At 42.2% G+C, this 23,459-nt stretch carries 30 protein-coding genes; 14 read left to right on the plus strand and 16 right to left on the minus strand.

The features are described 5' to 3' along the window. Positions 1 to 115: 115 nt before the first annotated feature. From NR125_RS07875 to NR125_RS07905, 7 genes are all read right to left on the minus strand, one after another. Complete coding sequence (locus NR125_RS07875) at positions 116 to 250, minus strand: hypothetical protein (protein ID WP_256814954.1); 135 nt, start codon at positions 248 to 250, stop codon at positions 116 to 118. A gap of 239 nt (positions 251 to 489) precedes the next feature. Further along, the gene (locus tag NR125_RS07880) at positions 490 to 819 is read right to left on the minus strand and encodes a hypothetical protein (protein ID WP_256814955.1); all 330 of its coding nucleotides are present in this window, start codon (positions 817 to 819) and stop codon (positions 490 to 492) included. A 310-nt stretch (positions 820 to 1,129) separates the two neighbouring features. Beyond that, positions 1,130 to 1,405: a nuclease-related domain-containing protein gene (locus tag NR125_RS07885; RefSeq protein ID WP_256814956.1), complete on the minus strand. Its 276-nt coding sequence runs from the start codon at positions 1,403 to 1,405 to the stop codon at positions 1,130 to 1,132. Between the two features lie 90 nt (positions 1,406 to 1,495). Beyond that, a complete protein-coding gene (locus tag NR125_RS07890) occupies positions 1,496 to 1,870 on the minus strand; it encodes a PH domain-containing protein (RefSeq protein ID WP_009331643.1) in 375 nt (124 codons plus the stop codon). Positions 1,871 to 1,968: 98 nt separating this feature from the next. Beyond that, the gene (locus NR125_RS07895) at positions 1,969 to 2,532 is read right to left on the minus strand and encodes a superoxide dismutase family protein (protein ID WP_009331644.1); all 564 of its coding nucleotides are present in this window, start codon (positions 2,530 to 2,532) and stop codon (positions 1,969 to 1,971) included. A gap of 389 nt (positions 2,533 to 2,921) precedes the next feature. Beyond that, positions 2,922 to 3,131 (minus strand): hypothetical protein, encoded by a 210-nt coding sequence (locus NR125_RS07900; RefSeq protein ID WP_009331645.1) that lies wholly within the window; start codon positions 3,129 to 3,131, stop codon positions 2,922 to 2,924. Positions 3,132 to 3,213: 82 nt separating this feature from the next. Beyond that, complete coding sequence (locus NR125_RS07905) at positions 3,214 to 3,948, minus strand: peptidylprolyl isomerase (RefSeq protein ID WP_251156292.1); 735 nt, start codon at positions 3,946 to 3,948, stop codon at positions 3,214 to 3,216. 121 nt (positions 3,949 to 4,069) lie between these two features. Here NR125_RS07905 and kapB point away from each other — a divergent pair, with 121 nt between their 5' ends. Further along, positions 4,070 to 4,450: a kinase-associated lipoprotein KapB gene (gene kapB / locus NR125_RS07910; RefSeq protein ID WP_009331647.1), complete on the plus strand. Its 381-nt coding sequence runs from the start codon at positions 4,070 to 4,072 to the stop codon at positions 4,448 to 4,450. Between the two features lie 39 nt (positions 4,451 to 4,489). Here the strand turns inward: kapB and kapD are convergent, their stop codons facing one another. Then, a complete protein-coding gene (kapD, locus tag NR125_RS07915) occupies positions 4,490 to 5,110 on the minus strand; it encodes a 3'-5' exonuclease KapD (RefSeq protein ID WP_009331648.1) in 621 nt (206 codons plus the stop codon). Positions 5,111 to 5,326: 216 nt separating this feature from the next. Here kapD and NR125_RS07920 point away from each other — a divergent pair, with 216 nt between their 5' ends. Continuing rightward, positions 5,327 to 7,162, plus strand: coding sequence for a transglycosylase domain-containing protein (locus NR125_RS07920; protein ID WP_256814962.1), 1,836 nt, complete (start codon positions 5,327 to 5,329; stop codon positions 7,160 to 7,162). Between the two features lie 48 nt (positions 7,163 to 7,210). Here the strand turns inward: NR125_RS07920 and NR125_RS07925 are convergent, their stop codons facing one another. Next, positions 7,211 to 7,768: a DUF5366 family protein gene (locus NR125_RS07925; RefSeq protein WP_256814963.1), complete on the minus strand. Its 558-nt coding sequence runs from the start codon at positions 7,766 to 7,768 to the stop codon at positions 7,211 to 7,213. A 166-nt stretch (positions 7,769 to 7,934) separates the two neighbouring features. Between NR125_RS07925 and NR125_RS07930 the strand changes: the two genes are divergently transcribed. Beyond that, the gene (locus NR125_RS07930) at positions 7,935 to 8,477 is read left to right on the plus strand and encodes a hypothetical protein (RefSeq protein ID WP_256814964.1); all 543 of its coding nucleotides are present in this window, start codon (positions 7,935 to 7,937) and stop codon (positions 8,475 to 8,477) included. A gap of 147 nt (positions 8,478 to 8,624) precedes the next feature. On the opposite strand, the gene NR125_RS07935 is transcribed toward NR125_RS07930, so the two are convergent. Beyond that, positions 8,625 to 8,846, minus strand: a complete 222-nt coding sequence (locus NR125_RS07935; protein WP_256814966.1) for a hypothetical protein — start codon at positions 8,844 to 8,846, stop codon at positions 8,625 to 8,627. Positions 8,847 to 9,296: 450 nt separating this feature from the next. Here NR125_RS07935 and NR125_RS07940 point away from each other — a divergent pair, with 450 nt between their 5' ends. Genes NR125_RS07940 through mnhG form a run of 7 tightly spaced genes read left to right on the plus strand, consistent with a single transcriptional unit; the run spans position 9,297 to position 15,050 of the window. Further along, positions 9,297 to 11,699 (plus strand): Na+/H+ antiporter subunit A, encoded by a 2,403-nt coding sequence (locus NR125_RS07940; protein ID WP_019380052.1) that lies wholly within the window; start codon positions 9,297 to 9,299, stop codon positions 11,697 to 11,699. Continuing rightward, the gene (locus NR125_RS07945) at positions 11,686 to 12,108 is read left to right on the plus strand and encodes a Na(+)/H(+) antiporter subunit B (protein WP_009331654.1); all 423 of its coding nucleotides are present in this window, start codon (positions 11,686 to 11,688) and stop codon (positions 12,106 to 12,108) included. The genes NR125_RS07940 and NR125_RS07945 overlap by 14 nt, the downstream gene beginning before the upstream one ends. Next, positions 12,108 to 12,449 carry a Na(+)/H(+) antiporter subunit C gene (locus NR125_RS07950; RefSeq protein WP_071156700.1) on the plus strand — a complete coding sequence of 114 codons (342 nt, stop codon included), beginning with the start codon at positions 12,108 to 12,110 and terminating at the stop codon, positions 12,447 to 12,449. The genes NR125_RS07945 and NR125_RS07950 overlap by 1 nt, the downstream gene beginning before the upstream one ends. Then, entirely contained in the window at positions 12,442 to 13,935 is a 1,494-nt protein-coding gene (locus NR125_RS07955) for a Na+/H+ antiporter subunit D (protein WP_256814967.1), read from the plus strand. Before NR125_RS07950 ends, NR125_RS07955 begins: the two co-directional genes overlap by 8 nt. A gap of 2 nt (positions 13,936 to 13,937) precedes the next feature. Continuing rightward, positions 13,938 to 14,414 carry a Na+/H+ antiporter subunit E gene (locus NR125_RS07960; protein WP_009331657.1) on the plus strand — a complete coding sequence of 159 codons (477 nt, stop codon included), beginning with the start codon at positions 13,938 to 13,940 and terminating at the stop codon, positions 14,412 to 14,414. Further along, entirely contained in the window at positions 14,414 to 14,698 is a 285-nt protein-coding gene (locus tag NR125_RS07965) for a Na(+)/H(+) antiporter subunit F1 (RefSeq protein ID WP_009331658.1), read from the plus strand. Before NR125_RS07960 ends, NR125_RS07965 begins: the two co-directional genes overlap by 1 nt. After that, positions 14,682 to 15,050, plus strand: a complete 369-nt coding sequence (mnhG, locus tag NR125_RS07970; RefSeq protein ID WP_009331659.1) for a monovalent cation/H(+) antiporter subunit G — start codon at positions 14,682 to 14,684, stop codon at positions 15,048 to 15,050. Before NR125_RS07965 ends, mnhG begins: the two co-directional genes overlap by 17 nt. Positions 15,051 to 15,091: 41 nt before the next feature. Here mnhG and NR125_RS07975 read toward each other — a convergent pair whose 3' ends face one another. Then, positions 15,092 to 15,475: a hotdog fold thioesterase gene (locus NR125_RS07975; protein WP_009331660.1), complete on the minus strand. Its 384-nt coding sequence runs from the start codon at positions 15,473 to 15,475 to the stop codon at positions 15,092 to 15,094. A gap of 109 nt (positions 15,476 to 15,584) precedes the next feature. On the opposite strand from NR125_RS07975, the gene NR125_RS07980 reads away from it, so the two are divergent. Further along, the gene (locus NR125_RS07980) at positions 15,585 to 15,767 is read left to right on the plus strand and encodes a hypothetical protein (RefSeq protein WP_009331661.1); all 183 of its coding nucleotides are present in this window, start codon (positions 15,585 to 15,587) and stop codon (positions 15,765 to 15,767) included. 36 nt (positions 15,768 to 15,803) lie between these two features. Here the strand turns inward: NR125_RS07980 and NR125_RS07985 are convergent, their stop codons facing one another. Beyond that, complete coding sequence (locus NR125_RS07985; protein ID WP_256814971.1) at positions 15,804 to 16,427, minus strand: DedA family protein; 624 nt, start codon at positions 16,425 to 16,427, stop codon at positions 15,804 to 15,806. Between the two features lie 234 nt (positions 16,428 to 16,661). On the opposite strand from NR125_RS07985, the gene NR125_RS07990 reads away from it, so the two are divergent. Next, positions 16,662 to 17,117, plus strand: a complete 456-nt coding sequence (locus tag NR125_RS07990; protein WP_256814973.1) for a YuzC family spore coat inner layer protein — start codon at positions 16,662 to 16,664, stop codon at positions 17,115 to 17,117. 44 nt (positions 17,118 to 17,161) lie between these two features. Here NR125_RS07990 and NR125_RS07995 read toward each other — a convergent pair whose 3' ends face one another. The 3 genes from NR125_RS07995 to NR125_RS08005 form a co-directional block, all read right to left on the minus strand. Further along, complete coding sequence (locus NR125_RS07995; RefSeq protein ID WP_256814975.1) at positions 17,162 to 17,404, minus strand: hypothetical protein; 243 nt, start codon at positions 17,402 to 17,404, stop codon at positions 17,162 to 17,164. Positions 17,405 to 17,984: 580 nt separating this feature from the next. Next, positions 17,985 to 19,115, minus strand: coding sequence for an alanine dehydrogenase (gene ald / locus NR125_RS08000; RefSeq protein ID WP_019380047.1), 1,131 nt, complete (start codon positions 19,113 to 19,115; stop codon positions 17,985 to 17,987). Positions 19,116 to 19,231: 116 nt separating this feature from the next. Further along, the gene (locus NR125_RS08005) at positions 19,232 to 20,488 is read right to left on the minus strand and encodes a PucR family transcriptional regulator (RefSeq protein WP_256814976.1); all 1,257 of its coding nucleotides are present in this window, start codon (positions 20,486 to 20,488) and stop codon (positions 19,232 to 19,234) included. 279 nt (positions 20,489 to 20,767) lie between these two features. On the opposite strand from NR125_RS08005, the gene NR125_RS08010 reads away from it, so the two are divergent. Then, positions 20,768 to 22,177: an alanine/glycine:cation symporter family protein gene (locus NR125_RS08010; RefSeq protein ID WP_009331668.1), complete on the plus strand. Its 1,410-nt coding sequence runs from the start codon at positions 20,768 to 20,770 to the stop codon at positions 22,175 to 22,177. A 58-nt stretch (positions 22,178 to 22,235) separates the two neighbouring features. Here NR125_RS08010 and NR125_RS08015 read toward each other — a convergent pair whose 3' ends face one another. Next, positions 22,236 to 22,487, minus strand: coding sequence for a hypothetical protein (locus NR125_RS08015; RefSeq protein WP_009331669.1), 252 nt, complete (start codon positions 22,485 to 22,487; stop codon positions 22,236 to 22,238). 179 nt (positions 22,488 to 22,666) lie between these two features. Between NR125_RS08015 and NR125_RS08020 the strand changes: the two genes are divergently transcribed. Then, entirely contained in the window at positions 22,667 to 23,440 is a 774-nt protein-coding gene (locus tag NR125_RS08020) for an SDR family oxidoreductase (RefSeq protein WP_009331670.1), read from the plus strand. Positions 23,441 to 23,459: the final 19 nt, after the last annotated feature.

The following is a 23,459-nucleotide window of genomic DNA, read 5'->3' on the forward strand; positions in this document are numbered from 1 at the left end:
TCATGAACTCTTCATGGCGACCATTTTCTACTCAAGTTATCAATTTTCGGCTTCATGAACCCTTCATGGCGACCTTTTTCTTTTCTGGTTTTCGATTTTTGGCTTCATGAACCCTTCATGGCGACCCTTTCTTCCCTGGTTCTCGATTTTCGGCTTCATGACCTCTTCTTGGCGACCTTTTTCTTCTCTGGTTTTCGATTTTCGGCTTCATGAACTCGTCATGGCGACCTTTTTCTTTTCTGGTTCTCATTTTTCGGCTTAAAACTCGTCATGGCGACCATTTTCTTCTCTGGTTCTCAATTTTAGGCTTCATGAACCCTTCATGGCGACCTTTTTCTTCTCTGGTTTTCGATTTTCGGCTTCATGAACTCTTCATGGCGACCATTTTCTTTTCTGGTTCTCATTTTTCGGCTTCATGAACCCTTCATGGCGACCTTTTTCTTCTCTGGTTCTCATTTTTCGGCTTCAAAATCTCCTCACAGCTCAAGCCTACTTATCAATATAATAAGAATACTTTCCATGCCCCTGAATTTTATAATTCTTACCTAGTATCCTCTGCACCACTTTCCCGGAACCAATACCACCGCACCAATCTACTATTGTATTTGTAGTAATTTTCCTATCCGGAAACAAAACCGCAAATTCCTTTACACTTCTCAGTACTGCAGTATCCACCTTTTCTTTCGATCCACATTCCCCGCAGGTTAAGTAACCTTGAGTAAAGGGGGCTAAAAACGAAGTACACGAACTGCATATAATCCCTTTCCTCAAAAGGTCATAAGTGTATTCTGGAATCCGAACATAGGGATTCTCCTTCAAGCAGCGGGCATTTAACTGTTCAGCCAGCTTCAGGTTTCTCGATTTCGCCGCATTAGGAATAGTTTTTAATTTCTCCAGGAATCGATTAAGCTGCGAAGGAAATACTGCAGGAATATTGATAGGAGCTTGATAAAGCTGAAAGCCGGGATTAATGAATATCAGATGTGATTTGATGGGAAGATGGTAGCCGAATTCTTTAAGGAGGCCCCGTAAAAGGGTTTCGCTTCTTTGCAGCTGGAGGAGGGGATTTTTTATTTCTGTTTTGGATAGCAGGGAATACCATCTTTCATTTTCTATGTAATAGTCCCCTTCATAGTTTTTTTACTTCAAAGATGAATATAGTGCCGCCGGCGATAAGGAGAGTATCGATTTGGAAATGGGTATTGCTGTTTTCCAGCAATAGATCATTTAGAATAATGCAAGAGTCTGGCAAGTCCTGAAGCTCCCTATCAAAATGCTGCTCGCCTGCATAGCCCTTCTCTAAATGCAGATACTGATTTTCATTTTTCAAAGGCAGTTCCAGGCGGCGGGACAGAAAGCGGAGCATTTCCAGCTCCTTTGGTTCGAAACGGAGTCTGTTTATCATCACTCACATCCTTTATCAAGATAATTTAATTTTATGAAAATTCCACCTGAACTACAAGCAAAATCCCCTTGGTTATACTAGCAAGGGGATTTATAGTACATATTCAGCAAGCACACTCTGCACTTCGTATATGTTCAAGTTTTTATTAAAATGCTTTTCAATTGGTTCGTCTGATCCTGAGATCCAAATTTTTAATTCGGCCTCCAGATCGAAGCTGCCTGCGGTTTCAATGCTAAAATGGGTGATGTTTTTGTAAGGGATGGAATGATACTCGATTTTTTTCCCTGTGATTCCTTGCTTATCCACCAGAATCAGACGCTTGTTTGTAAAAATGAATAAATCGCGGACGAGCCTATAGGCTTTTTCAACCTGTTCACTCGGGGCAAGGACTGCTGAAAATTCCTCCTGAACCTCATTAATGTCCGCTTCAGATGCATTGCCGATAAAACCATCGAAAATTCCCATTTAACCAACCTCCATGATAAGGTTTAACTCCATTATACGGATCGTTCGGAAAAATTCCCAGTGATAAAGGCTCCCCTGCCAGGAAAGCCTTCAATTATTTATTCTTCTGTTGATTGATCGTCCTGTGCTTTTTTCTGTCCTTCTTCTTCTTTATCTTTTGAAATACGGCCGCAGGCAATGCGTTCTCCTGAATCTCCTGCCGGCTGAGTCATGCCATCATCTGGTCCATCATGGATAACAATGGAAGTCCCTTCCTTTGTCAACAAAGAATTTTTGTCTTCTTTTAACGTGACTTGGGGCGCCATAAAGTCAATCTTAGCCTTGCCGTCATCCTCAACAATCAGGTTGGGAAGATCACCCGCATGTGATCCTTTGGGATGAAGCAGCCCATGTTCCTTATTGTCAGGATTGAAATGATTCCCTGCCGATTTAAAGTCAGGAGGCTCGCATTTTGCTTCTTCATGGATATGGATGGCAAGTTCCCCCGGAGGAAGTCCGCTCAGACCCCCGCTCAACTTTACTCCGCTCGCCTGTTCCTGCACCTTAATTGTCCCTAATGAATCACCTGCAGCGTTAAACATTTCAACTTCCGTATTCGTAATGTTCTCTTCCCCGCAACCGGACAGAAGAAGAACAAAACCAAGCATCAGCGCTTTTTTCATGATTGAATCCTCCATCAAGACATTTTGTCTTTAGTGTTGCCCAATCACTTTATCAATAAACAAGAAAAGCGCAAGCTCCTTGCTCACCTAAGGAACGCAGACTAAGATCGCCTCGTCCTGTGGCAACGTCTGCATGACCCGCATCCTCCCAAAAGCTGTCGCTTTCGGTCATGCGATGTTTATGCTGACGAAGCCTTCCCTGTCCTGCGGGCCTCAGGCATAAGACGGTTCCTGTAAGAAGGCGTTCTTCCTTCTGAAAGGAAACGGCTTATGACCCCGAGTCCCTAGGAGCCGAAACTAGACAAGGTTGTGACCTCGAGGGGGTAGGCTGCTTGCGCTAGACAGTTATCAAAGTTATAATTTCTTAACAAAAAAAGAAGAACAGCTGCTCAGCTGTTCCCCCCTTGTCTATTTTGCCTATCGATGCGCTCTTCAAGCTCTTTCGCCTTGGCTGCTTCGCGCTTTGACACACGGATAATTAATCTCATTGTAAGAATGGCCGCAACTAAAAAGATGGCAAACGTTACAGCTGCAGGGCCATATTCTGATTTATCTTCCGGAAAATATAGAAACAGCGACAGTACATACCATTGCAACATCCTAATCAATCCTTTCTGCTAAAAGCAGTGTCCACCCGAATTATTATATCAGCAATGATTACACAGTCCAATGTTTATACACTTATTTTAAAACCTCTATCTTTTCAATGACCACATCTTCCGCTGGCTTGTCCTCTTCGGCAGTTTCAACTTCTGCGATACTGTCGACTACATCCATTCCCTCAACAACCTGTCCAAAAACGGTGTGCTTATGGTCAAGCGTTGGTGTACCACCATTTTCATAAGCTTTAATAATATCTTCCGGATAACCGGCCTTTTCCATTTGCCCTTTCAAGCTTGGATCAAGTCTCGTGTTCTGAACAATAAAGAATTGGCTACCGTTTGTATTCGGACCTGCATTTGCCATTGATAGCGCACCGCGAATGTGAAAGAGCTCGTTGGAGAATTCATCTTCAAACGCTTCACCGTAAATGCTTTCTCCGCCCCTGCCGGTTCCCTCAGGGTCGCCTCCCTGGATCATAAATTCCTGAATGACACGGTGGAAAGTCACCCCATCGTAATAGCCATCTTCACTATGCTTAATGAAGTTTTCAACCGCTTTGGGAGCCTGATCCGGGAAAAGTTTAATTTTAATATTCCCTTTTGACGTCTGCATTTCCACCAGTCTTTCATTTCCCTCAACTTCTTCTGTTAATTGCGGAAAGCTGTCCGGTGCTTCTTCACTTGCCTGGTTATCTGTTTGGCTTTCTTCAGCAGCAGAACCATTTGCCTTGTCCTCTTCTTTTTCAGTGCTTGTCCCGCATGCTGCCAGGATCAGCATCAGAAAAAGAAGCGGTGCTAGAAAACGACATTTCATTTTCTCATCCTCCTATGAAAAAACTAATCATTTTTTAGCTTACCTGATTTATTGAAAATTTGCACTTTGTTTTTTCAAGCTTCATAATAGGGCTAAAGAAAAATGAAAAGGAGAGGTTAGATTGGCAGAAGTAAAGATCGGCGATAGAGTAACAGCCATCTATAAAACAGGCAAGTATATCGGGGAAGTTACAGACATCCGGCCACAGCATTACCTGGTCAGAGTGCTTGCGGTCTTAAAGCATCCAATGCAGGGCGACTTGCATAATCCTAAAGAGGCGGACGTGATGCTTTTCCATGAGCGCCGCGCGCTTGCATACAGAGAGCAGACCAATGTGCCTAAGCAGATGGTAAAGCCCTTTAGTGAAGAAATACCAGATTATAAGGATTCGCTGCAAATAGCTTTGGATAAAATGAGAACGGAGCTGGAAGGAGATTCTTCTCCCTGGGCAGAACAAAGCATAAGGAATCTTGACTCATTGGAAAAGGATTATTTTAAGTAAAATGAAAACAAGCCAAATCATTTTGATGGATTTGGCTTGTCAGGCAAATTTATTAAACAGTTTCGAGAAGTCCACCCGATCGCCAATTGTAGTAGGTTCCGGCTTCTGCAGATATTTCTTATCTTTTTCTACCAATCTGAAAATATTGTAAGTCGTTAAGGCATCATCCAAAGCCCGGTGATGTTTTCCTGTTCCTTCCTTGCCATATTCCTGAACGGCTTTCCATAATCCTGTCTGGTTTTGATCCCCGAAGAAACGCTTATATTCCATCGAAAGATCCACTTCCCTGCCTCTGAACGGAAAGTCAACTCCAGCGTGGGTACAATTATTTCTAAGCACCTTCATATCCATATTTCCCCACGTAACAATCGTGCATGGACGGTTTCTGTTCATATCTATCATTTTTTTCACGAGTTCAAGAAAATCGATGCCCTGGTCTACCTGTTCCTGTGTTATATGCAGAAAGGATTTGCAGCGCTCGGACAATTTCGGAAACCGGACGGGAGTTACATATGAAGAGAACTCTTCACAAACTTGATTGCCGATGACTGATACAATTCCCGCTTCGATAATTTCCGGAAAAAACCCTCTGAAAGCACTGCCTTTCTCAGGCATGGTAAACTCAAAATCAATAAATAGGTATTGGTGTTCCTCCCCCATGTTTTCACCTGCTTTCCATTAGAAATTCACGCACATAATTTCTTATATTATAGCATGAAATATTTCAATTTTCTGAGTAAATTGCATTTAAGCCGGAATTTTTCAGCAGCGTCTGCCTTCTTAAAAAAAGCTTAACTCCTCAGAAAAAAAGCCGAAAAATAGGATAGAAGTTTAAAATAACGGAGGCGGATTCCTTTGCGTTCCTGGTCTGGATTTATGATCATCATTCTCTTGCTTCCTATTTTTTCTTTACTGGTATTTGCTGTCTCTGCTGAATCGCAAAAGGTTCAGGGATTTCATGAGCTGCTGGATGAAAAGCTTGAAATAAAAGAAGTCAGCCTGCCCCAGACAAGTTATATTAAAGCAGGCAACGGCCAGGTAATCTCTGAAATGGATCATCCGGTAAACAGAATCAGCCTATCGTCAGGTGACATTTCCCCTTTTCTTAAGGATGTTTTTATCACAGCGGAGGACCAGCACTTTTATGACCATGCCGGATTCGATGTTGCTGCCATTGGACGTGCCCTGGCCATCAACATCCAATCGGATGATATTGAACAGGGGGCCAGCACCATTACCCAGCAGCTGGCTCGTAATATCTTTCTGAATCATGAACAATCCTATAACCGCAAGCTCAGTGAACTCCTATATGCATATGAACTGGAGAGGAAATTATCCAAAGAAAAAATTCTGGAATTGTATATTAACGCAATTTATTTCCATAATGGAGCTTACGGAATTGAGGCTGCTTCCCAGCTCTATTTTAAAAAAAGCGCCAAAGACCTGACCAAAGCTCAAGAAGCTTTTTTGGCTGCCATCCCAAACAACCCATCTTTATATGATCCTATGAAACACTTTAACCATACAAAAGAAAGGCAGGAGCGGCTGATTGATCAATTAAAGGAAGAACAGCTGATTTCGCCAAAGGAAGCAGAGAAGATGAAAAGTGAACGGATTCAGCTTCAGGTCAAACAAAGAATAGACTTATATCCGGATTATGTTTCATATGTAGAAGCGGAGCTGCGTGAATTAATTTCTGTTAAAGAAGGCTATCAGGATAAGCTCCTAAAAGCAGGAGAGCAGGAAAAAGCATCATTGAGCGCCAAGCTTGATAAGAGAATATCCCAAATAATGGAGCAAGGCATAATCATTGAAACTGCCCTGAACCCTGCCCTTCAGGAAAAGGCTGCAAATTCCCTAAATAAGCGCCTGTCCTACAAGGATGTGGAAGGTGCAGCAGCCGTGATAGATAATGGATCACATGAAATAACAGCGCTTGCAGGCGGAAAGAATTATAAGAAATACAACTTTAATCGAGCTTTCCAGGCATACAGACAGCCCGGTTCCGCTATTAAGCCGCTGCTTGTTTATGCACCATACTTTGAGCACACCAGCGCAGTCATTCATGATCAAGTGAATGCAGGACCTTTCTGCAAAAATGGATATTGCCCCCAGAATTATGGCGGTGCCCGCTATGGATCGACAACACTCGAAAAAGCCTTTATTTATTCGTATAATACACCTGCAGTAAGACTGCTGGACGACATTGGAATTGAAAATGGTTTTCGTGATTTAGATAAGTTTGGTTTTAAAAAGGTTACAGATAAGGATCATGCCCTTTCTGCAGCTATAGGAGGTTTTACATACGGAATGACACCGCTTGAACTCACATCAGCATATACTGTGTTTGCAAATGATGGTTATTACCAGCCGGCAAGAGCCATCCGTAAAATCACTGACCTGAAAGGAAAATTGCTTTATAGCTGGGATGATTCTAAAACGCAGGTTTGGAGCGAAAAAACGATAGAAAAAATGAGGAATTTAATGGCCAGGACCGTTCAATCCGGCACTGCACGGAAAGCACGTCTGCCATTTGGATATGCCGGCGGCAAAACAGGAACCACTAATGGCTATCATGATTTCTGGTTTGTGGGCTTGACTGGCCAGTATACAGCAGGTGTCTGGGTTGGAAAGGATCGGCCCGGAAATCTGGCTGCTATCGAATCGGCTTCTCCCCAGCTGCTGATTTGGAAGGATATAATGTCTGATTAAAATGATATGTTTACTTTAAAGGAGGCCCTTTACTGCGGCCTCCTTTTACTATATCGGCAGACTTGCCATGATGCTGTTGTGTATTTTCAAAGAAAGATAGAGTATCCCTGTTAAAAGAGAAGTCCAGACCATAACCTGAAAAAAAATCACACCAGCAATGCCGGATGCAGTCAATGAAGAACTGGCTTTATAAACAAAGTAACTGAAATAAATAAAGGTAGCGGCCGCAAAAAGGATGGCAATCCCGATATAACTGAACAAACTCAGAAGCGACAAAGCGCCTCCAATAAAATAGATGGCCGAACCTTGCCTCGACTTTGTCAGACTTTCCCCTTCCAGATCTTTAGAAAAGAACAGAAGTGACAGTCCATTGATCGTATCTGCCACCAATTTCAAGGCTGCAAACACCATAAAAAAAAGGACCAGGAGGAGGACCGTCAGTGACATCTTTACGCCGCCTTCTGAAAAGAACTCTAGCATCCCCTGGAAAATTCCTGTCTTTTTCAGAAAATAAACTAACTCCATCTGGGTTTTTAATGCCAGAGAAGTACTAAACAAAATAATCGCCAAAAGCGGAAAATAACTCGTCAGATATGTATTTTTCATTTTTCCCCATCCATATTTGTCTTTCTTTACTCTAGCTATCTATTATCAGTGATTTTCATAATTTTTACAACAGCTTATCCCTTCTGTATATTTTAGTGTTTCCTAGCATAGACATAAACCATATTCTAGCAAATCTTGCATTAAATAGAGAAAAAGGGGGAAGGAAATGAAAAAAGGAATATGCTGTTTTTTGTTTGCCGTATTGCTGTCAGTTCAGTACATTATGCCTGCAAAAGCTGCTGATGCTGAAAAAGAGTTCGAGGACATACTTGAAGAACAGCTTCGCAGCACTATCCATTATTACAGCGAAGACTCCTTTTCAGTCATTGATGCATACGGGATGCAGGGGCAAGTAACAAAGATTGTTACACCTGATGACCCGCAAACATCAGAAAATGAAGAGGAAACTGAAGAATATTCATCTCACATTGGCATTGTTTTTTTGGAATTAGAACAAAAAAGAGATGGCTTATTTATTTTTAAGAAAAAAGATTTCTTTTACTATGATTATGACAAAAATGAATTCCTGACAGCATCCAATGTGCTCGGCAATGAATCAATCAGGGATTTTTTTGAAATGTATGCGGACGATATTAAAAAAAATATTACGCCCTTCTCCAAATTTCTCTTCTTATTCTTTCTTTCCTTCATCATTACGGTCCCTCTATTCATCATGATTTTTCATAACCGTGGCCAAAGTAAACTTTAAAACAGCAGTAAGAGAGGATGAGCCATTTCTCATCCTCTTCTTGTTGTCTGGCTTCAAAAGGAACGCTTAGCCAGCTTTATCATCGCACTACTAAAAGCGGCAGCTTTTGGGAGGAGCGACTGCCCCCTCGAGGGGAGTCCGCTTTTCTTATGATGCTGTCTGTATCCTCACATATTCTCTCGGTTCAAACACCTTCAGCTTTTGCTTTTTTTCAGCTTCCATTTCGTAATTTGCCGGTAATAATTCGACCACTTCTTCTTCGTCTGCCGGAATATAGAATTCCCTTTTGGTTTGGTGGTCCAATATCCAGGCGCCTGCAAACAGAAGGGCAAAGATTGTAATGGCTGCTGAAATTTTATGCTTAATCATACACAACACCACCTATGAGTAGTGTGCGTAAATTAATGTTTTTTTATACAAAGATGCTGTTTTGGGAGACATTTTTTCAAAAAAATTTTTCCTGATTAATTCGTGTTTCTACCTATTTAATAAGAATGGATAAATCCTTTACTGATAAGGGTTTGAAGAATGCACAGACTTTATTTTTAGGTTATAATTTGTTCTGAGGTGCATGAGCGGATAGTAATGATGATTATGGCACGCCTGTCTTGCCTCCCTTGGCTGGATAATATGGGGGAAGGTGGAAAAACTTTTATTAAGCGCTTTACGTATTGCGAAAAAAGTTTTATACATGCTGCGGAGGAAAAATACAGTTTTCTAAATATACTGAACTGTTAGATGCCATATAGCCGCTACATCAAGCTGCATACTAGGATACTTTTTCGAGTAACAACAATTAATTTAAAAGGGGGTAATGTTTTGTCTCTGCTTCACCTGGCAATAATTTCACCATTTTTGCTTGCCATCCTTGTGCCTATTGCGTACAAGCTGTTTAGGCAGATACATACGGGTTGGTTCGTACTTCCTCTGCCAATCCTTTTATTCAGTTATTTTATCTCTTATTTATCCATCACCTCCAATCAGCAATCCGTCACAAAATCTTTTGCATGGATTCCCGCTCTTGGGATCGATTTCACGGCAAAAGTAGACGGACTTGGTTTGCTTTTTGCTTTGCTGATCACCGGAATAGGAGCCTTAGTTGTTCTGTATTCCATCTATTACTTGGATAAAAACAAAGAAAAACTGAACACCTTCTATGTTTACTTGCTTCTATTTATGGGGGCTATGCTGGGAGTTGTCCTTTCGGATAACTTGATTGTGCTTTATACTTTCTGGGAATTTACGAGCTTTTCTTCATTCCTGCTAATCGGGTACTGGTACCACAGAGAGAAATCAAGATATGGTGCACAGAAGTCGATGATCATCACGGTTTTCGGCGGTCTTTCTATGCTTGGAGGCATCATACTTCTTTATATGATGACTGGTACTTTCAGCATTTCCGAAATTATTGCTCAATCAGATGAGATATTTTCACATGCATTATTTGTTCCTGCTTTGCTTTGCATTTTGCTTGGGGCCTTTACCAAGTCTGCACAATTTCCATTTCACATCTGGCTGCCGGATGCCATGGAAGCTCCAACACCTGTCAGCGCATATCTTCATTCGGCAACAATGGTTAAAGCAGGCATTTATTTAGTTGCACGTATGAGTCCGGTATTTGCGGAGCACTCGCTCTGGCTCTGGCTCATTGCAGGATTTGGCATTACAACATTATTCTGGGGTTCCTTCTCAGCTGTCAAACAGACTGACCTTAAAGCCATCCTGGCTTTCTCAACGGTCAGCCAGCTGGGGATGATCATGTCCCTTCTCGGCATTGGTGCTGCAGCACTTCACTTCGAAACAGTAGAAGACAGTATTTATACGGTTGCCACTACAGCTGCTGTCTTTCATTTGATCAACCATGCCACTTTTAAAGGAAGTCTATTCATGGTAGCTGGAATCGTAGACCATGAAACCGGCACCCGTGATATCCGCAAGCTTGGCGGTCTGATGAACTTTATGCCGATTACTTTTACTTTGGCGGTCATCGGGACATTTTCTATGGCCGGGCTTCCGCCTTTTAATGGGTTCTTAAGTAAAGAAATGTTCTTCACAGGAATGGTCCGTGTTCTGGAAATGGATATATTAAATTTGGATACATGGGGATTCTTGTTCCCTGTTCTTGCCTGGGTGGCAAGTGTATTCACCTTCATTTACAGCATGATTCTTGTATTCAAAACGTTCACAGGCAAGTTCCAGCCTGAACAATTAGAAAAGAAACCGCACGAAGCTCCAATCGGTATGCTAATATCACCCATTATCCTGGCTTCACTAGTGATCATTATCGGTTTCTTCCCTAATATTATTTCAAACACGCTCATCTCTCCTGCACAGGCCGCCATCATGCCTGTTGAAGGGTATGTGTATGATACTCATATATACTTCTGGCATGGATTTACACCTGAATTGTTTATGACATTGGGTGTTATTACATTGGGAATTCTGCTTTTTGTCACTCTGCCGAAGTGGAGAAGTGTGTATAATCTTTTCCCTGAGAAATTGGCGCTAAATCGTTTTTACGATTCTATGCTGGAAGTATCACAGAGGGCTTCCTTCAACTTAACAAGATTATATATGAACGGATTCATCAGAACCTATCTTGTGTATATTTTTTCATTTTTCATTGTAGCTTTGGCTACCACACTGGTTCTGAAAGATGCGTTTAAATTTGACACGGAGCATGTGGCCGACATCCATTATGCGGAGGTTCTGCTGGCATTAGTCATCGCTGCTGCATCTGTTTCCATTCTTTTTGTAAAATCCAGAATGACATCCATCATTCTGCTGGGAGCAGTCGGATATACCGTTTCATTGTTCTTTGTTATTTTCCGTGCTCCTGACCTTGCATTAACACAGCTTGTAATCGAGACTATTTCTGTCTCTTTATTCCTGCTTGCTTTCTACCATCTGCCTAAGCTTCGGCATGAGGAGCGGATGAGATTTAAAATGACGAATGCCCTTATTTCTGTCGGGGTGGGTGCGATTGTCACGCTGATTGCCCTATCTGCCCACAGCAATAAGATGTTTCCTTCCATTGCGCAATATTACGTCGAGAATACGTATAAGGAAGCAGCCGGGAAAAACATGGTAAACGTAATACTTGTTGATTTCCGGGGCTTTGATACCATGTTTGAAATTACGGTTCTCGGAATTGCAGCCCTTGGAATTTTCGCTATGATTAAACTTCGCCTGGAAGGAGGAAAGAAAAATGAAAACAAATGATATTATTCTGCAGACCGCTACGAAAGTAGTTTTGTTTCTCATTGTTCTTTTCTCTATCCATATCTTTTTTGCCGGTCATTATACACCAGGGGGCGGATTCGTCGGCGGTTTGCTGACATCGGGGGCAATCGTTCTGCTGCTGCTGGCTTTTGACATGAAAACTGTCTCAAAAATCCTTCCTGTCAATTATATTCACATGATTGCAGTTGGACTGCTATTTGCAATTGGTACAGGGGCGGGAGCATTGCTATTTAATGTCCCTTTCCTTACCCATGCTTTTGGACATGTTGACTTGCCAGTCCTGGGGGACACTTCCCTCCATACAGCTACACTGTTTGACCTGGGTGTTTTTCTGGTTGTTGTTGGCGTTACGATGACCATTATTCAAACGATAGGGGAGGATGAATAATGGAAATATTAATGGCTTTTGTAATTGGAATTTTATTCATGTCAGCTACTTATCTCATGCTGTCAAAAAGCTTGCTTCGCATTATTGTCGGAACCGGGCTTTTAAGTCATGGGGCACATATGCTGATATTAACGATGGGCGGTTTAAAAACAGGATCTGCCCCGCTGCTGGGTGAAAACGCACCCTCATATACCGATCCGATTCCCCAGGCTCTTATCCTGACGGCAATTGTAATCAGCTTCGGGGTCACTGCGTTTTTCCTTGTACTGGCATACCGTGCCTACCAGGAGCTTGGCACTGATAATATGGATCGAATGAGAGGAACTGAAGGAAATGATTAACTTTTTGATATTGCCCATCCTGATCCCTTTAGTTACGGGTGTCCTTCTCATCTTCACCGCTAAAAGAATCATGCTGCAAAGGTGGATTTCAGGCATTTCATCAGTGATTGCGATCATTTTTTCTGCCTTGCTGGTTCAGAAGGTTCGAGTTGACGGGATACAAACGCTGGATGTTTCAAGCTGGGAGGCTCCGTTTGGGATCACGCTTGTTTCTGACATGATGTCAGCTCTGCTGGTGCTGACAACCAGTATAATAGCATTTCTGTGCTTGATTTATTCATTTTGGAGCATTGGGGAAGCCAGAGAGAAGTTTTACTATTATGCTGCCTTCAACTTTTTAATTGTTGGCGTGAACGGTGCTTTTACAACAGGAGATATCTTCAACCTTTTCGTATTTTTTGAGGTTATGCTGATGGCTTCCTATGTATTGCTTGTACTGGGAGGAAAGAAGGCACAGCTTAGGGAGTCCATTAAATATATCCTTGTAAATGTTATATCTTCCGCTTTGTTTGTTATTGCTGTGGCCTATCTATATTCTGTTGTTGGAACGCTCAATATGGCGCATATATCCGTCCGCATCAGCGAAGCCAGCCAAGGGAATCCCCCTGGAATCATTACAGTGATTGCTGTGCTGTTTTTAATCGTATTTGGATTGAAAGGAGCCATTTTTCCTTTATATTTCTGGATGCCGGGCTCTTACTATGCACCGCCTGCTCCTGTTTTGGCTTTATTCGGAGCGCTCCTGACAAAAGTCGGAGTTTACTCCATTACAAGAACCTATACGTTGTTCTTTTATCATGATACTGGCTTTACCCATCAGCTCTTGAGCTTTTTGGCGGTTATGTCGATCATCGCCGGAGTCATTGGAGCAATTGCCTACTGGGATATTAAGAAAATTATCATCTACAATATCATTATTGCTGTAGGGGCGATTTTGTTTGGAGTATCAGCGATGACGACTGATTCCCTTACCGGGTCCATCTTCTATTTGATTCATGATATGATTATTAAGGCGGCTCTATTTTTACTTGCCGGCATCGTTATAGCGATAGCCGGTACAAGCAACCTGCATAAGATAAGCGGGTTGATCAAGCGCTATCCTGGTCTGGGCTGGACCTTTTTCATCGCAGCGCTTGCTCTTGCGGGAATCCCGCCGTTAAGCGGATTTGTTGGAAAGCTTCTAATTGTTAAAGGCGGTTTCGAAGCAGAACATTACTGGGGAGCAGGGATTGTTTTAATGTCCAGTCTTCTTGTGCTGTTCTCAATCATGAAAGTCTTCATCAATGGCTTTTGGGGTACACCCCGCGCCTATAAAGGGGAAGACAAAGTACCTGTCGGCAAAATGATGATTGCCCCGGTTATCCTTGTTGTCATTGCCGTTTTCTACGGAGCCGGCTCGGAGTATGTTTATCCGTATATCTTACAGGCTGCTGAAACTCTTGCAAATCCAGAAATTTATATTGAAGCAGTTTTAAAGGAGTATTGAGTATGGCATTTCAAATATTATTAAATGTGTTCCTTGGGTTTATGTGGATGTTTTTAACAGGATCATACGAACCGGTTGCGTTCCTTAAAGGATACCTTTTTGGCCTGCTCATCATCTTTACTTTCAGAAGATTTTTCGATTCACGCTTTTATCTATTAAGAGTTGTGGCGGTAATCAATCTTTTGTTTCTTTTCATCAAAGAGCTTATCTTAGCGAACATCGGGGTGCTCAAAGTATTGTTAAGACCCAAGCTTGATATGCGGCCAGGCATTTTTGCCTACCCCACTGTCCTGAAAAAGGACTGGGAAATTACAGTGCTATCGAATTTGATCACACTGACTCCGGGGACATTGGTTGTAGACGTTTCCCCGGATAATAAGATTCTTTACATTCATGCAATTGATATTGAAGATGCAGAGGAAACCATTGATTCAATCAGGAACTCGTTTGAAAAAGCAATCTTGGAGGTGAGCCGGTAATGCTGAATACTATTGTTCTAAGTGCCATCCTTATCATTTCGGCTGCCACCATCGGTTTGATTTACAGAGTGATAAAAGGGCCGACCACACCAGACCGTGTGGTTGCACTTGATGCTATTGGCATAAATCTTGTTGCAATTGTTGCATTGATTTCTATCGCCCTTAATACAAGTGCGTTTGTGGAGGTTATCCTTCTGATCGGGATCCTTGCCTTTATAGGGACCGTAGCCTTCTCTAAATATCTGGAGAAGGGGGTTATTATCGAAAATGAACGAGATCGCTAATATTGTCATTATTGTGCTGATTATTTTGGGAGCCTTTTTAAGCCTTGTCGCAGCATATGGAGTTATCAGGCTTCCTGATATCTATACCAGGAACCATGCGGCATCAAAGTCCGCTACACTGGGGGTTATGTCCATTCTGCTCGGAGCCCTGCTGTTCTTTTATGTTAAAGATGGCTTTTTCAATTCCAGAGTGCTGCTCGGAATTATATTCATCTTCATGACATCACCTGTAGCCGGGCATTTAATTGCCCGGGCAGCTTATAACTCCGGTGTAGAGCTATGGGATAAAAGTGTACAGGATGACTTAAAAGATGCACCACATATGAAAAAGGCAGGCAGCAAGGAACAATAAATGGAAAACCGCAAGAAATCCTCTTGCGGTTTTGTTATTTTTTATTTTCTTTTTATTACGGCCATTGTGCATCTGGATGTGCATATCAGCTTGTCATTTTCATCCGTTATTTTGATATCCCATACCATTGTGGTTCTTCCCTGATGCAGCACTGTTGCGACAGCCGTTACAATTCCATCCTTTTTAGCACGTATATGGTTGGCATTGATTTCAAGCCCTGCAACAGATTCCGTTTCTTTATCGCAAAGTTCAAAAGCTCCTATGCTTGCAACAGTTTCCGCAAGGGCGACAGACGCCCCTCCATGCAGCAGGCCAAACGGCTGGCGGGTGCGTTCATCAACAGGCATGGTAGCAACTACACGGCCCTTTTCAAGTGACACAATTTCCATTCCGAGTGTTTCGATTAATGTATCTTTCAACTCCATTCCCCTATCCCCCCTTTCCATATGTAAAATGTTGTCATACTATACTTCATTATATAAGAACAAACTATGTATGTCCTGTAGGACAATCAAAAAATAAGAGGTGACCGTCATGAATCGCGTTCGCGAAGGATTAATTCCAACTGTTCTCGGCACCGCTGTTACTGCGGCTGGATATGCAATGAAACAAAACCGCAGAACCAATAACATGTTATCAGATACCATCGTTGGTTTCGGGCTCGCCCATATTGTACTGGGAGCCATCGACCTGGTAGAGCACCGCAATCAGTATTAAATAAAAAAGGCAGCTTTCCAGGCTGCCTTTTTATATTTAAAGTCCCAACCCCTGATCATGCAGTTTTTCTTGCTCCTTCCCGCGCTTTCTTCTGGTGAAGCGAAAAATGAGGAAGAGCAAAGTCAAGCCTGCCAGGCTAAGCAGTAATTCTTTTTCATGTTTGATGATGGCATCAATATGATCTCCAAATACATAGCCGATCGTAAAAGTCACAGACAGCCATAACAGGGCGCCGCTATATGCAAACAAAGCGAATTTTTTAAATGGCAATTTACTGAAGCCGTATAAGAAAGGGAGGAAATTTCTGATACCCGGAACAAAATAACTGAAGGAGAGGGAAAAGGCATGATACTTCTCCATTAGTTTTAAAGAAGCATCAATCGTTTTAGACATTCTTTTACTTTTTTGAAAGTATTTCAGCAATGGCCTGCCGATCAAACGTCCGATTGTATAACAGGTTGACAGTGCAGCCAGGATGCCAAGATAAATGACAATGAAAGCAAGCAAAGGGTGAAGTGTTTTTAAAGAGGAAGAAAGTCCAACAGTCATCACGATTAATTCATTTGGCACAGGAAAAATAAAGACCCCTACCCAAAGCCAAAGAAACAGCCCCAAATATCCGTTATTCTCAATAATTTCCAATATCAGTTCCAGTTCCATCCGGGGCCTCCCATCTATGTAAGCAGTGCTCACTTATTTATATTCATTACACTAATATATTCTTCATGCGGTTCTTTTACCCCTTTTCTAATTATATCAATCCTTATAAAAATTGCCTTTCTAATGCACCTTATGCAAACCCATTTTATCTATGCAGGGTGCAAGCCACATTTTTGCGAGAAAGCATTTCATTTTGTTTTCTCATAGGAAAAGCCTTCGTTTCATATATTGGGAATGAGTGCATTAATTATTAATCGAAAGGGGCAGATCCGGATGTACCCCTATTATTATTTTCGCTACCCAAAGCCTGGATACAACCCTCAGCTTCAAAACTGCTGGAATTATCCGCATGCATATCAGTCTTATTATCATCCTGTCCATTTCTACAGAACCTTTCCAGCTGTCGATCCTCAAATGTTCATGAGCTCCGCTAAAAAAATGGAAGTCCTCATGAGGGACGCCAGTACATTGCTTGTAAATATGGCAGAGTCAAAAAAGTTTTCTTATGAACTGATGTCAGCCGCTCAGCAGTCAAAAAAGGATGCAGTCGAAAAAATGATAAAATCAACAGGAATTTCCCGAATTCCTGCGGTGTCCTATACACCTGACGGGCTCAGCCTCCATTTCGAGTCTGATAAAGAGGATTCCCAGAAATGCTGTGATCTTACATTAAAGCTGAGATGGATGTAAGAAAACATAAATAAAAAAGCTCTCAAAAGAGAGCTTTTACCTGTTCAGCGATAATAAGGGTTTCCATATGGTCCATAGCCAGGGTATCCGCCTCCGCCATAAGGAGCATATGGTGCAGCTGGCGGGCCATAGAATGGCGGCGGAGGGCCGTAAAATGGACGGGGAGCAAATAATGCTGCTCCCAGCCCCCCTCCCAGGAAACCGCCGAGCAGGCCGCCGACAAAAGGAGCTCCTAAAAAGAAGAACCTTTCGCCCCCGTTTCTATATTGGCCTCTATAATAATACATGCAGGGTAACCTCCTTAATTTTCAATGCCTTCTCTATTTAATATGCAGATGTCCGCATTTTGAGTGGGCTAACAGAAAAGCGGAAGGCGCCCGCTTTTAAAGGAACGCAGACTAAAACCGCCACGTCCTGTGGCAACGTCTGCATGACCCGCATCCTGCGGGCCTCAAGCATAAGACGAGCCGGTTAAAAGGTTGTTCTTTATCCTTTTGGACGGATTGGCTTATGACCTCGAGCCGATGGCGCCTGGAGCTGGACAACATTAGAAATGCGGAAGCGCCTTGCCCACCCCCGACAAGCACAAGACGGGCCTCACGGAAAGGCGTCCTTTGCCTTTTTGGGAGGACTGGCTGAAATGTGGAGGCGACTGTTCAGGGACGACAGGCATAAGACGGTTCCTGTAAGAAGGCGGTTTTCCTTCTGAAAGGAAACGGCTTATACCCCCGAGTCCCTAGGAGCCGAAACTAGACAAGCTTGTGACCTCGAGGGGGTAGGCGCTGGAGCTGGACAGCATTAGAAAAGCGGAAGGAGCCTTGGTAAAACAAAATCCCCTTAGCCTTTTGGCCAAGGGGATTTGATCTATTAGTTAGCTGCTTTTACTTTAGCAAATGCATCTTCGACAGAAACATACTCATAGCCAAGATCTTTCGCAACCGCTGGATATGTGATGCTGCCGTTTACGACGTTAACGCCAAGCTTAAGTGCTGCATTGTCTTCAATAGCTTTAACAACACCTTTGTTAGCAATCTGCAGTGCGTAATTGATTGTAACGTTTGTAAGAGCAATTGTAGATGTTCTTGGAACGGCACCAGGCATATTTGCAACAGCATAGTGAACAACGCCATGCTTATCGTAAGTTGGGTTATCATGAGTTGTAATGTGATCAACTGTTTCGAAAATACCGCCTTGGTCAATTGCCACGTCAACAACTACTGAACCAGGCTTCATTGTTTTAATCATTTCTTCCGTTACAAGCTTAGGCGCTTTAGCTCCTGGGATTAGAACCGCACCAATTACCAGGTCAGCATCTTTAACAGCTTGTGCAATGTTGAAAGGATTAGACATTAAAGTTTGGATGCTGTTTCCGAAGATATCGTCAAGCTGACGCAGACGCTCTGGGCTTAAGTCGATGATCGTAACTTGCGCGCCAAGCCCGATTGCCATTTTCGCTGCGTTGATTCCAACTACACCGCCGCCAATGATGGTAACTTTCCCGCGTGAAACGCCTGGAACACCTGCCAGAAGAATACCCATTCCGCCATTTGTCTTCTGAAGGAATTGAGCTCCAATCTGAGCAGACATGCGTCCTGCTACTTCACTCATTGGAGTAAGAAGAGGCAATGTACGGTTCACTTCTACTGTTTCATACGCAATAGCTGTAACACCTTTTTCAGTTAATGCTTTTGCAAGCTCAGGCTCTGCTGCAAGGTGAAGGTATGTGAAAAGAACCAAACCTTCACGGAAATAACCATACTCAGAAGCTAGAGGCTCTTTAACCTTCATAACCATTTCAGCATTCCATGCCTCTGCAGCTGTATCTACAATAACAGCTCCTACTTCTGTATAATCTTCATTTGTGAAACCGCTTCCAATACCTGCGTCAATTTCTACAAGTACTTTATGTCCGGCTTTTACTAATGCATCAACGCTTGCTGGTGTCGCAGCAACACGATTTTCGTTATTTTTAATCTCTTTAGGTACTCCAATAATCATGGAAAAATCCCCTTTCAATCTATCAAATTGATATTTACTATTGTCAGTATAATAATTTTAGTAAAGCGCTGTCATTGTTGAATTGGTAAAATAAAAGAGCCTCCATTTGTGGAAATCTACAAATGGGGGCCCTTCTTTTCGATTCTCCGGATTTTAAGTTCAAGATATAAAGAAAGTTTTGTATTTGTATTCTTCAGATCCACTTCCCCGATATCGGTTATCCTCTTTAAGCGATAATTCAATGTATTCATATGGATATGCAGCTTTTTAGCTGTTTCATTCACATTGCTGTCATGATCAATAAAGGCTTCCAGAGTAGCCAGCAGATTGGTCCGATGCTCAAGATCATATTTTTTAAGCTTTTCGATAGCCGGATGCTCATATGGTTCCAGCCGTTTCTTTTCGAGTATGGCATCAAGATAGCGAAAAATGCCAAGCTGCTGATAGCTATAAACATGATGAATCTCTTCGGGAAATTGTTCTTTAAGGCGCAGGACCTGCAGTGCCTCCTGATAGCTTTTTTCAACTTTTTCATAGTGTTGATAAGTTGTTCCAGTTGCCCCGCTAATATGACCAATGCTAAACCGCGTATTCATTTGATCGATGAAAAAATGGATAAATTCTATAAAAGCACTTTCAGAAAAAGCAGGATCTGGAGGCGCTGCCAGAATAATAAATTCATTTCCCATCGCTGCATGAAAGGTTATATGAACCTTTTGGCTCGTCGTGATCAGATAAATGATATTTTGTTCTATTTTAGAGGTAACTTCTTCTTTAAACCTAAAGACAAGTACAGCAAACGGCGATGGCGGTTTAATGCTTAACTCCTCAAACCTTTCTGCAATTTCATCATGGCTTTGGAAATGGCCGGTTAACAGCTCCCAGAAAAAATCCCGGTATCCCTCAGCTCTTTTTTTCTTTTGGGCGTTTAATCTAAGCATTTCCGTCCTTGCAGACTGTGCAGCAAGCTTAAGCAGGTTCAGCTTGCTTTCTGTCAAGAGGGTTTCTTCTTCAACTGCCCATATGTAGCCTAATACTTCATTATGATTGCGTATGGAAATGGCTACCCGATTCCCAAGTCCTATTTCCTTTATTTCAGGGATTCTAAGCGGTTCTCCGCTTTGCATCAGCTGCGGAATCACACGTTCCTTCCATAAACGATTAATCACTTTTTCAGGAACCTTTCTGCTGATAATCGTTGCGATTCTTGCAGTATCTGTCTGGTCATCATGTGTACTGTAGGCCAGCAGGCGATGGTTAACATCTTCTATTGTAACAGGGCATTCCAGGACATCGCGGATCTTATCTACCAATTCCTCCAGATCACTGAATGCCCTCTTAAACGGATCTTTTTCCATTTTATCATCACCCAATCGTAAAACTCCTTTGAACGGCAATTCACTTTTTCTATCCTATTATATTATACCTCAGGTCCCACCCGGTACTCTACCAAAGCCTTCAAGCCATTCGACAAAATTCGGGCGGTACCTGTAAACTTTTTTTGAAAGATTCCCAATAGTTTTACTTCTCCTATTTGACTTGAAGTTATATTCAGATAATTTTACAATAGGACATGTTCACAAAAAAATCATATTTTAATAGGTTTGTTCACAGCAATTGAAAGCGTTAACATCTGGGAGGCGATGAAATTTATGCTTGAGGCGCTTAATAAAATTAACGGGGTGCTCTGGGGCACACCAAGTTTGATTTTGCTTTTTGGTACTGGTGTTCTTTTAACATTCATGCTGAAAGGCCTTCAATTCAGAAGGCTGATATATGCGTTTAAATTAGGGTTTACCAAAGAAGGTCAGGCTGGATCTAATGATGAGGGCGATGTCAGTAACTTTAAGGCGCTTATGACAGCTCTCGCAGCAACAATTGGCAATGGTAATATCGCCGGTGTTGCCACTGCGATTACACTTGGCGGACCAGGGGCCATCTTCTGGATGTGGATTGTTGGTCTGCTGGGAATGGCAACCAAATATGCTGAGGCATTACTGGCAATGAAATACCGAGTGAAAAACGCAAATGGAGAGTACTCCAGCGGACCGATGTATTATGTAGAACGCGGTCTTGGCAAAAAGTTCAAATGGCTTGCAGTTGCATTTGCAATCTTCGGAGCATTTGCAGCACTTGGAATCGGCAACAGTGTTCAATCGAATACCATTGCAGCTGTTATGGACACTTCATTTGGAATAAATAATTGGATTACAGGCGTTATTCTTGCTGTACTGGCTGCTTTAATCATTTTTGGCGGCATTCAGCGTATAAGTACAGTTGCTGGATTCTTTGTACCCGTCATGGCGGTGCTTTATATTGGCGGTGCTTTAATTATCCTGGCAGTTAATTATGATCAAATCATTCCTGGTTTCCAGACTATCTTCTACTATGCCTTCAATCCGGTTGCAGCGACTGGCGGTTTTGTCGGTGTTGTTGTATCTGAAGCGATCAAGAATGGTGTTTCAAGGGGGATTTTCTCTAATGAAGCCGGTCTTGGTACAGCAGCGCTTATCGCAGGCAACGCAAAGACAGACCACCCTGTAAAACAGGCTCTTGTTGCAATGACTGGTACATTCATTGTTACAATTGTTGTTTGTACGATGACTGGATTAGTGCTTATCATGACTGGTTTCTGGGACACAACTGGCGGATTGATCTCTGGTGTGGCTCATGACGGCAGCCTTGACGGCGGGGCATTAACAAGTGCAGCCTTTGCCCATGTACTTGGAACAGCGGGTGAATATATCGTTGCATTCTCTGTTATATTCTTCGGTTTCTCAACAATCGTCGGCTGGTATGTATACGGCGAAAAATGCTTTGAGTACCTGGTTGGCACAAAAGGAATTATGGGATACCGTGCCATCTACATCTTTGCGACTGGAATCGGTGCGGTTGCCAACTTAACTACCGTTTGGGCTTTCGCTGACATGGCAAATGCATTAATGATGATTCCTAACTTGATTGCATTAATCCTTCTAAGCAAAGTGGTTGTTAAAGATACTAATGAATTCTTTGAAAACCACTATAAAGCGGCTAATAAGCAGCTTAAGAATGCTGGCTGATATATTAAAACAAACACAGGTCCTGGATCTGTGTTTGTTTTTGTTTTAAGCTGTGTTCCTAAAATATCTCCCGCTGGAATCCCAAACATTCATTTTTTTCGTGAATATAGGCAAATATTCGATAGTGATAGAGAAAATCGTCAGTTACTATTCCTTCTCCTTCAAAAGAATAAGCATCTATAAAAGCTTCTATTTTGTCTTCATCCTCTTCATCCCATACCCCGGTCAACCAGACTTTATAGGCAAGTTTGCTGTTTAAAGCGTGATATCCGCTTTCTTCAAAAAGTTCCTCTATTTGCTCCCTTTCCACCTTTTAAGCCTCCCTTCCCGTATGTTATCCATCCTTTTCTGTTTTTAACTTCTTTATGCATTTTGGGACAAGGCAAATATACAATTTTAGCACCACATGGGGTTAACTTGTCTATACTATATCGAAGTCTATTTTATTCAGAAGGATTGATTTTTAAAAAGACTAAGGGAGGGATAACGATGGAATTGAACGAGTTATTTCATTTAGGCAATAAAACAGCAATTGTAACAGGAGGAGGCCGAGGACTCGGCGAGCAAATGGCAAATGCACTTGGGGAAGCAGGAGCAAATGTAGTCATCTGCTCACGCAGCATTGAAGCATGTGAGCATGTCAGAAAAAGCCTTGAAGCAAAGGGAATTAAATCTCTGGCGATTGAATGTGACATAACCAATGACGAAGACATCCAAATCGTCATCAGCAAGACCTTAGAGACATTTGGAAGCATCGATATTCTCATTAATAATAGCGGGACATCCTGGGTTGCGCCATTTCTTGAACTGCCTGCTGATAAATGGGACAAAGTCATGAATGTGAATCTAAAGGGGCTGTTTTTATTTTCACAGGCTGCGGCAAAAGTGATGACGAAGCAGGGCAGCGGCAAAATCATTAATATTTCTTCTGTAAATGGAATGAGGGGTACACATTCCGCATTTCTTGATGCAATTGCCTACAATACAAGTAAAGGAGCTGTTATTGCACTTACAAAGGATTTAGCTGTAAAATTGGCACCTGCCGGCATTCAAGTAAACGCTATTGCTCCGGGATTCTTTCCTACAAGAATAACAAAGGTCCTGGAAAAATCGAGTCCAGTTATTCTTGGAAAAATTCCTGCCGGAAGGTTTGGAAGTGAACATGATTTAAAAGGAGCAGCTGTCTTTTTATCCTCCAAAGCATCTGATTACATGACTGGACAGGTTTTAGTCGTAGATGGAGGAATGACAGCATCCCTCTAAGTCCGTTGATTGGTTGACT

It is taken from the genome of Cytobacillus sp. Bac17 (genome assembly GCF_024519925.1).
Lineage (GTDB): Bacteria > Bacillota > Bacilli > Bacillales > Cytobacillaceae > Cytobacillus > Cytobacillus pseudoceanisediminis.

Coding starts and splice junctions, on each gene's coding strand:
- mnhG (WP_009331659.1), top strand. CDS start 14,682: ATGAACGAGATCGCTAATATTGTCATTATTGTGCTGATTATTTTGGGA.
- NR125_RS07890 (WP_009331643.1), bottom strand. CDS start 1,870: ATGGGAATTTTCGATGGTTTTATCGGCAATGCATCTGAAGCGGACATT.
- NR125_RS07945 (WP_009331654.1), top strand. CDS start 11,686: ATGAAAACAAATGATATTATTCTGCAGACCGCTACGAAAGTAGTTTTG.
- NR125_RS07985 (WP_256814971.1), bottom strand. CDS start 16,427: ATGGAACTGGAACTGATATTGGAAATTATTGAGAATAACGGATATTTG.
- NR125_RS07965 (WP_009331658.1), top strand. CDS start 14,414: ATGCTGAATACTATTGTTCTAAGTGCCATCCTTATCATTTCGGCTGCC.
- ald (WP_019380047.1), bottom strand. CDS start 19,115: ATGATTATTGGAGTACCTAAAGAGATTAAAAATAACGAAAATCGTGTT.
- NR125_RS07995 (WP_256814975.1), bottom strand. CDS start 17,404: ATGTATTATTATAGAGGCCAATATAGAAACGGGGGCGAAAGGTTCTTC.
- NR125_RS07950 (WP_071156700.1), top strand. CDS start 12,108: ATGGAAATATTAATGGCTTTTGTAATTGGAATTTTATTCATGTCAGCT.
- NR125_RS07955 (WP_256814967.1), top strand. CDS start 12,442: ATGATTAACTTTTTGATATTGCCCATCCTGATCCCTTTAGTTACGGGT.
- NR125_RS07935 (WP_256814966.1), bottom strand. CDS start 8,846: ATGATTAAGCATAAAATTTCAGCAGCCATTACAATCTTTGCCCTTCTG.
- NR125_RS07960 (WP_009331657.1), top strand. CDS start 13,938: ATGGCATTTCAAATATTATTAAATGTGTTCCTTGGGTTTATGTGGATG.
- NR125_RS08020 (WP_009331670.1), top strand. CDS start 22,667: ATGGAATTGAACGAGTTATTTCATTTAGGCAATAAAACAGCAATTGTA.
- NR125_RS07905 (WP_251156292.1), bottom strand. CDS start 3,948: ATGAAATGTCGTTTTCTAGCACCGCTTCTTTTTCTGATGCTGATCCTG.
- NR125_RS07990 (WP_256814973.1), top strand. CDS start 16,662: ATGAGTGCATTAATTATTAATCGAAAGGGGCAGATCCGGATGTACCCC.
- NR125_RS07930 (WP_256814964.1), top strand. CDS start 7,935: ATGAAAAAAGGAATATGCTGTTTTTTGTTTGCCGTATTGCTGTCAGTT.
- NR125_RS07900 (WP_009331645.1), bottom strand. CDS start 3,131: ATGTTGCAATGGTATGTACTGTCGCTGTTTCTATATTTTCCGGAAGAT.
- kapD (WP_009331648.1), bottom strand. CDS start 5,110: ATGGGGGAGGAACACCAATACCTATTTATTGATTTTGAGTTTACCATG.
- NR125_RS07875 (WP_256814954.1), bottom strand. CDS start 250: ATGAGAACCAGAAAAGAAAAAGGTCGCCATGACGAGTTCATGAAGCCG.
- NR125_RS07925 (WP_256814963.1), bottom strand. CDS start 7,768: ATGAAAAATACATATCTGACGAGTTATTTTCCGCTTTTGGCGATTATT.
- NR125_RS07975 (WP_009331660.1), bottom strand. CDS start 15,475: ATGGAGTTGAAAGATACATTAATCGAAACACTCGGAATGGAAATTGTG.
- NR125_RS07885 (WP_256814956.1), bottom strand. CDS start 1,405: ATGATAAACAGACTCCGTTTCGAACCAAAGGAGCTGGAAATGCTCCGC.
- NR125_RS07920 (WP_256814962.1), top strand. CDS start 5,327: ATGATCATCATTCTCTTGCTTCCTATTTTTTCTTTACTGGTATTTGCT.
- NR125_RS07980 (WP_009331661.1), top strand. CDS start 15,585: ATGAATCGCGTTCGCGAAGGATTAATTCCAACTGTTCTCGGCACCGCT.
- NR125_RS08010 (WP_009331668.1), top strand. CDS start 20,768: ATGCTTGAGGCGCTTAATAAAATTAACGGGGTGCTCTGGGGCACACCA.
- NR125_RS07895 (WP_009331644.1), bottom strand. CDS start 2,532: ATGAAAAAAGCGCTGATGCTTGGTTTTGTTCTTCTTCTGTCCGGTTGC.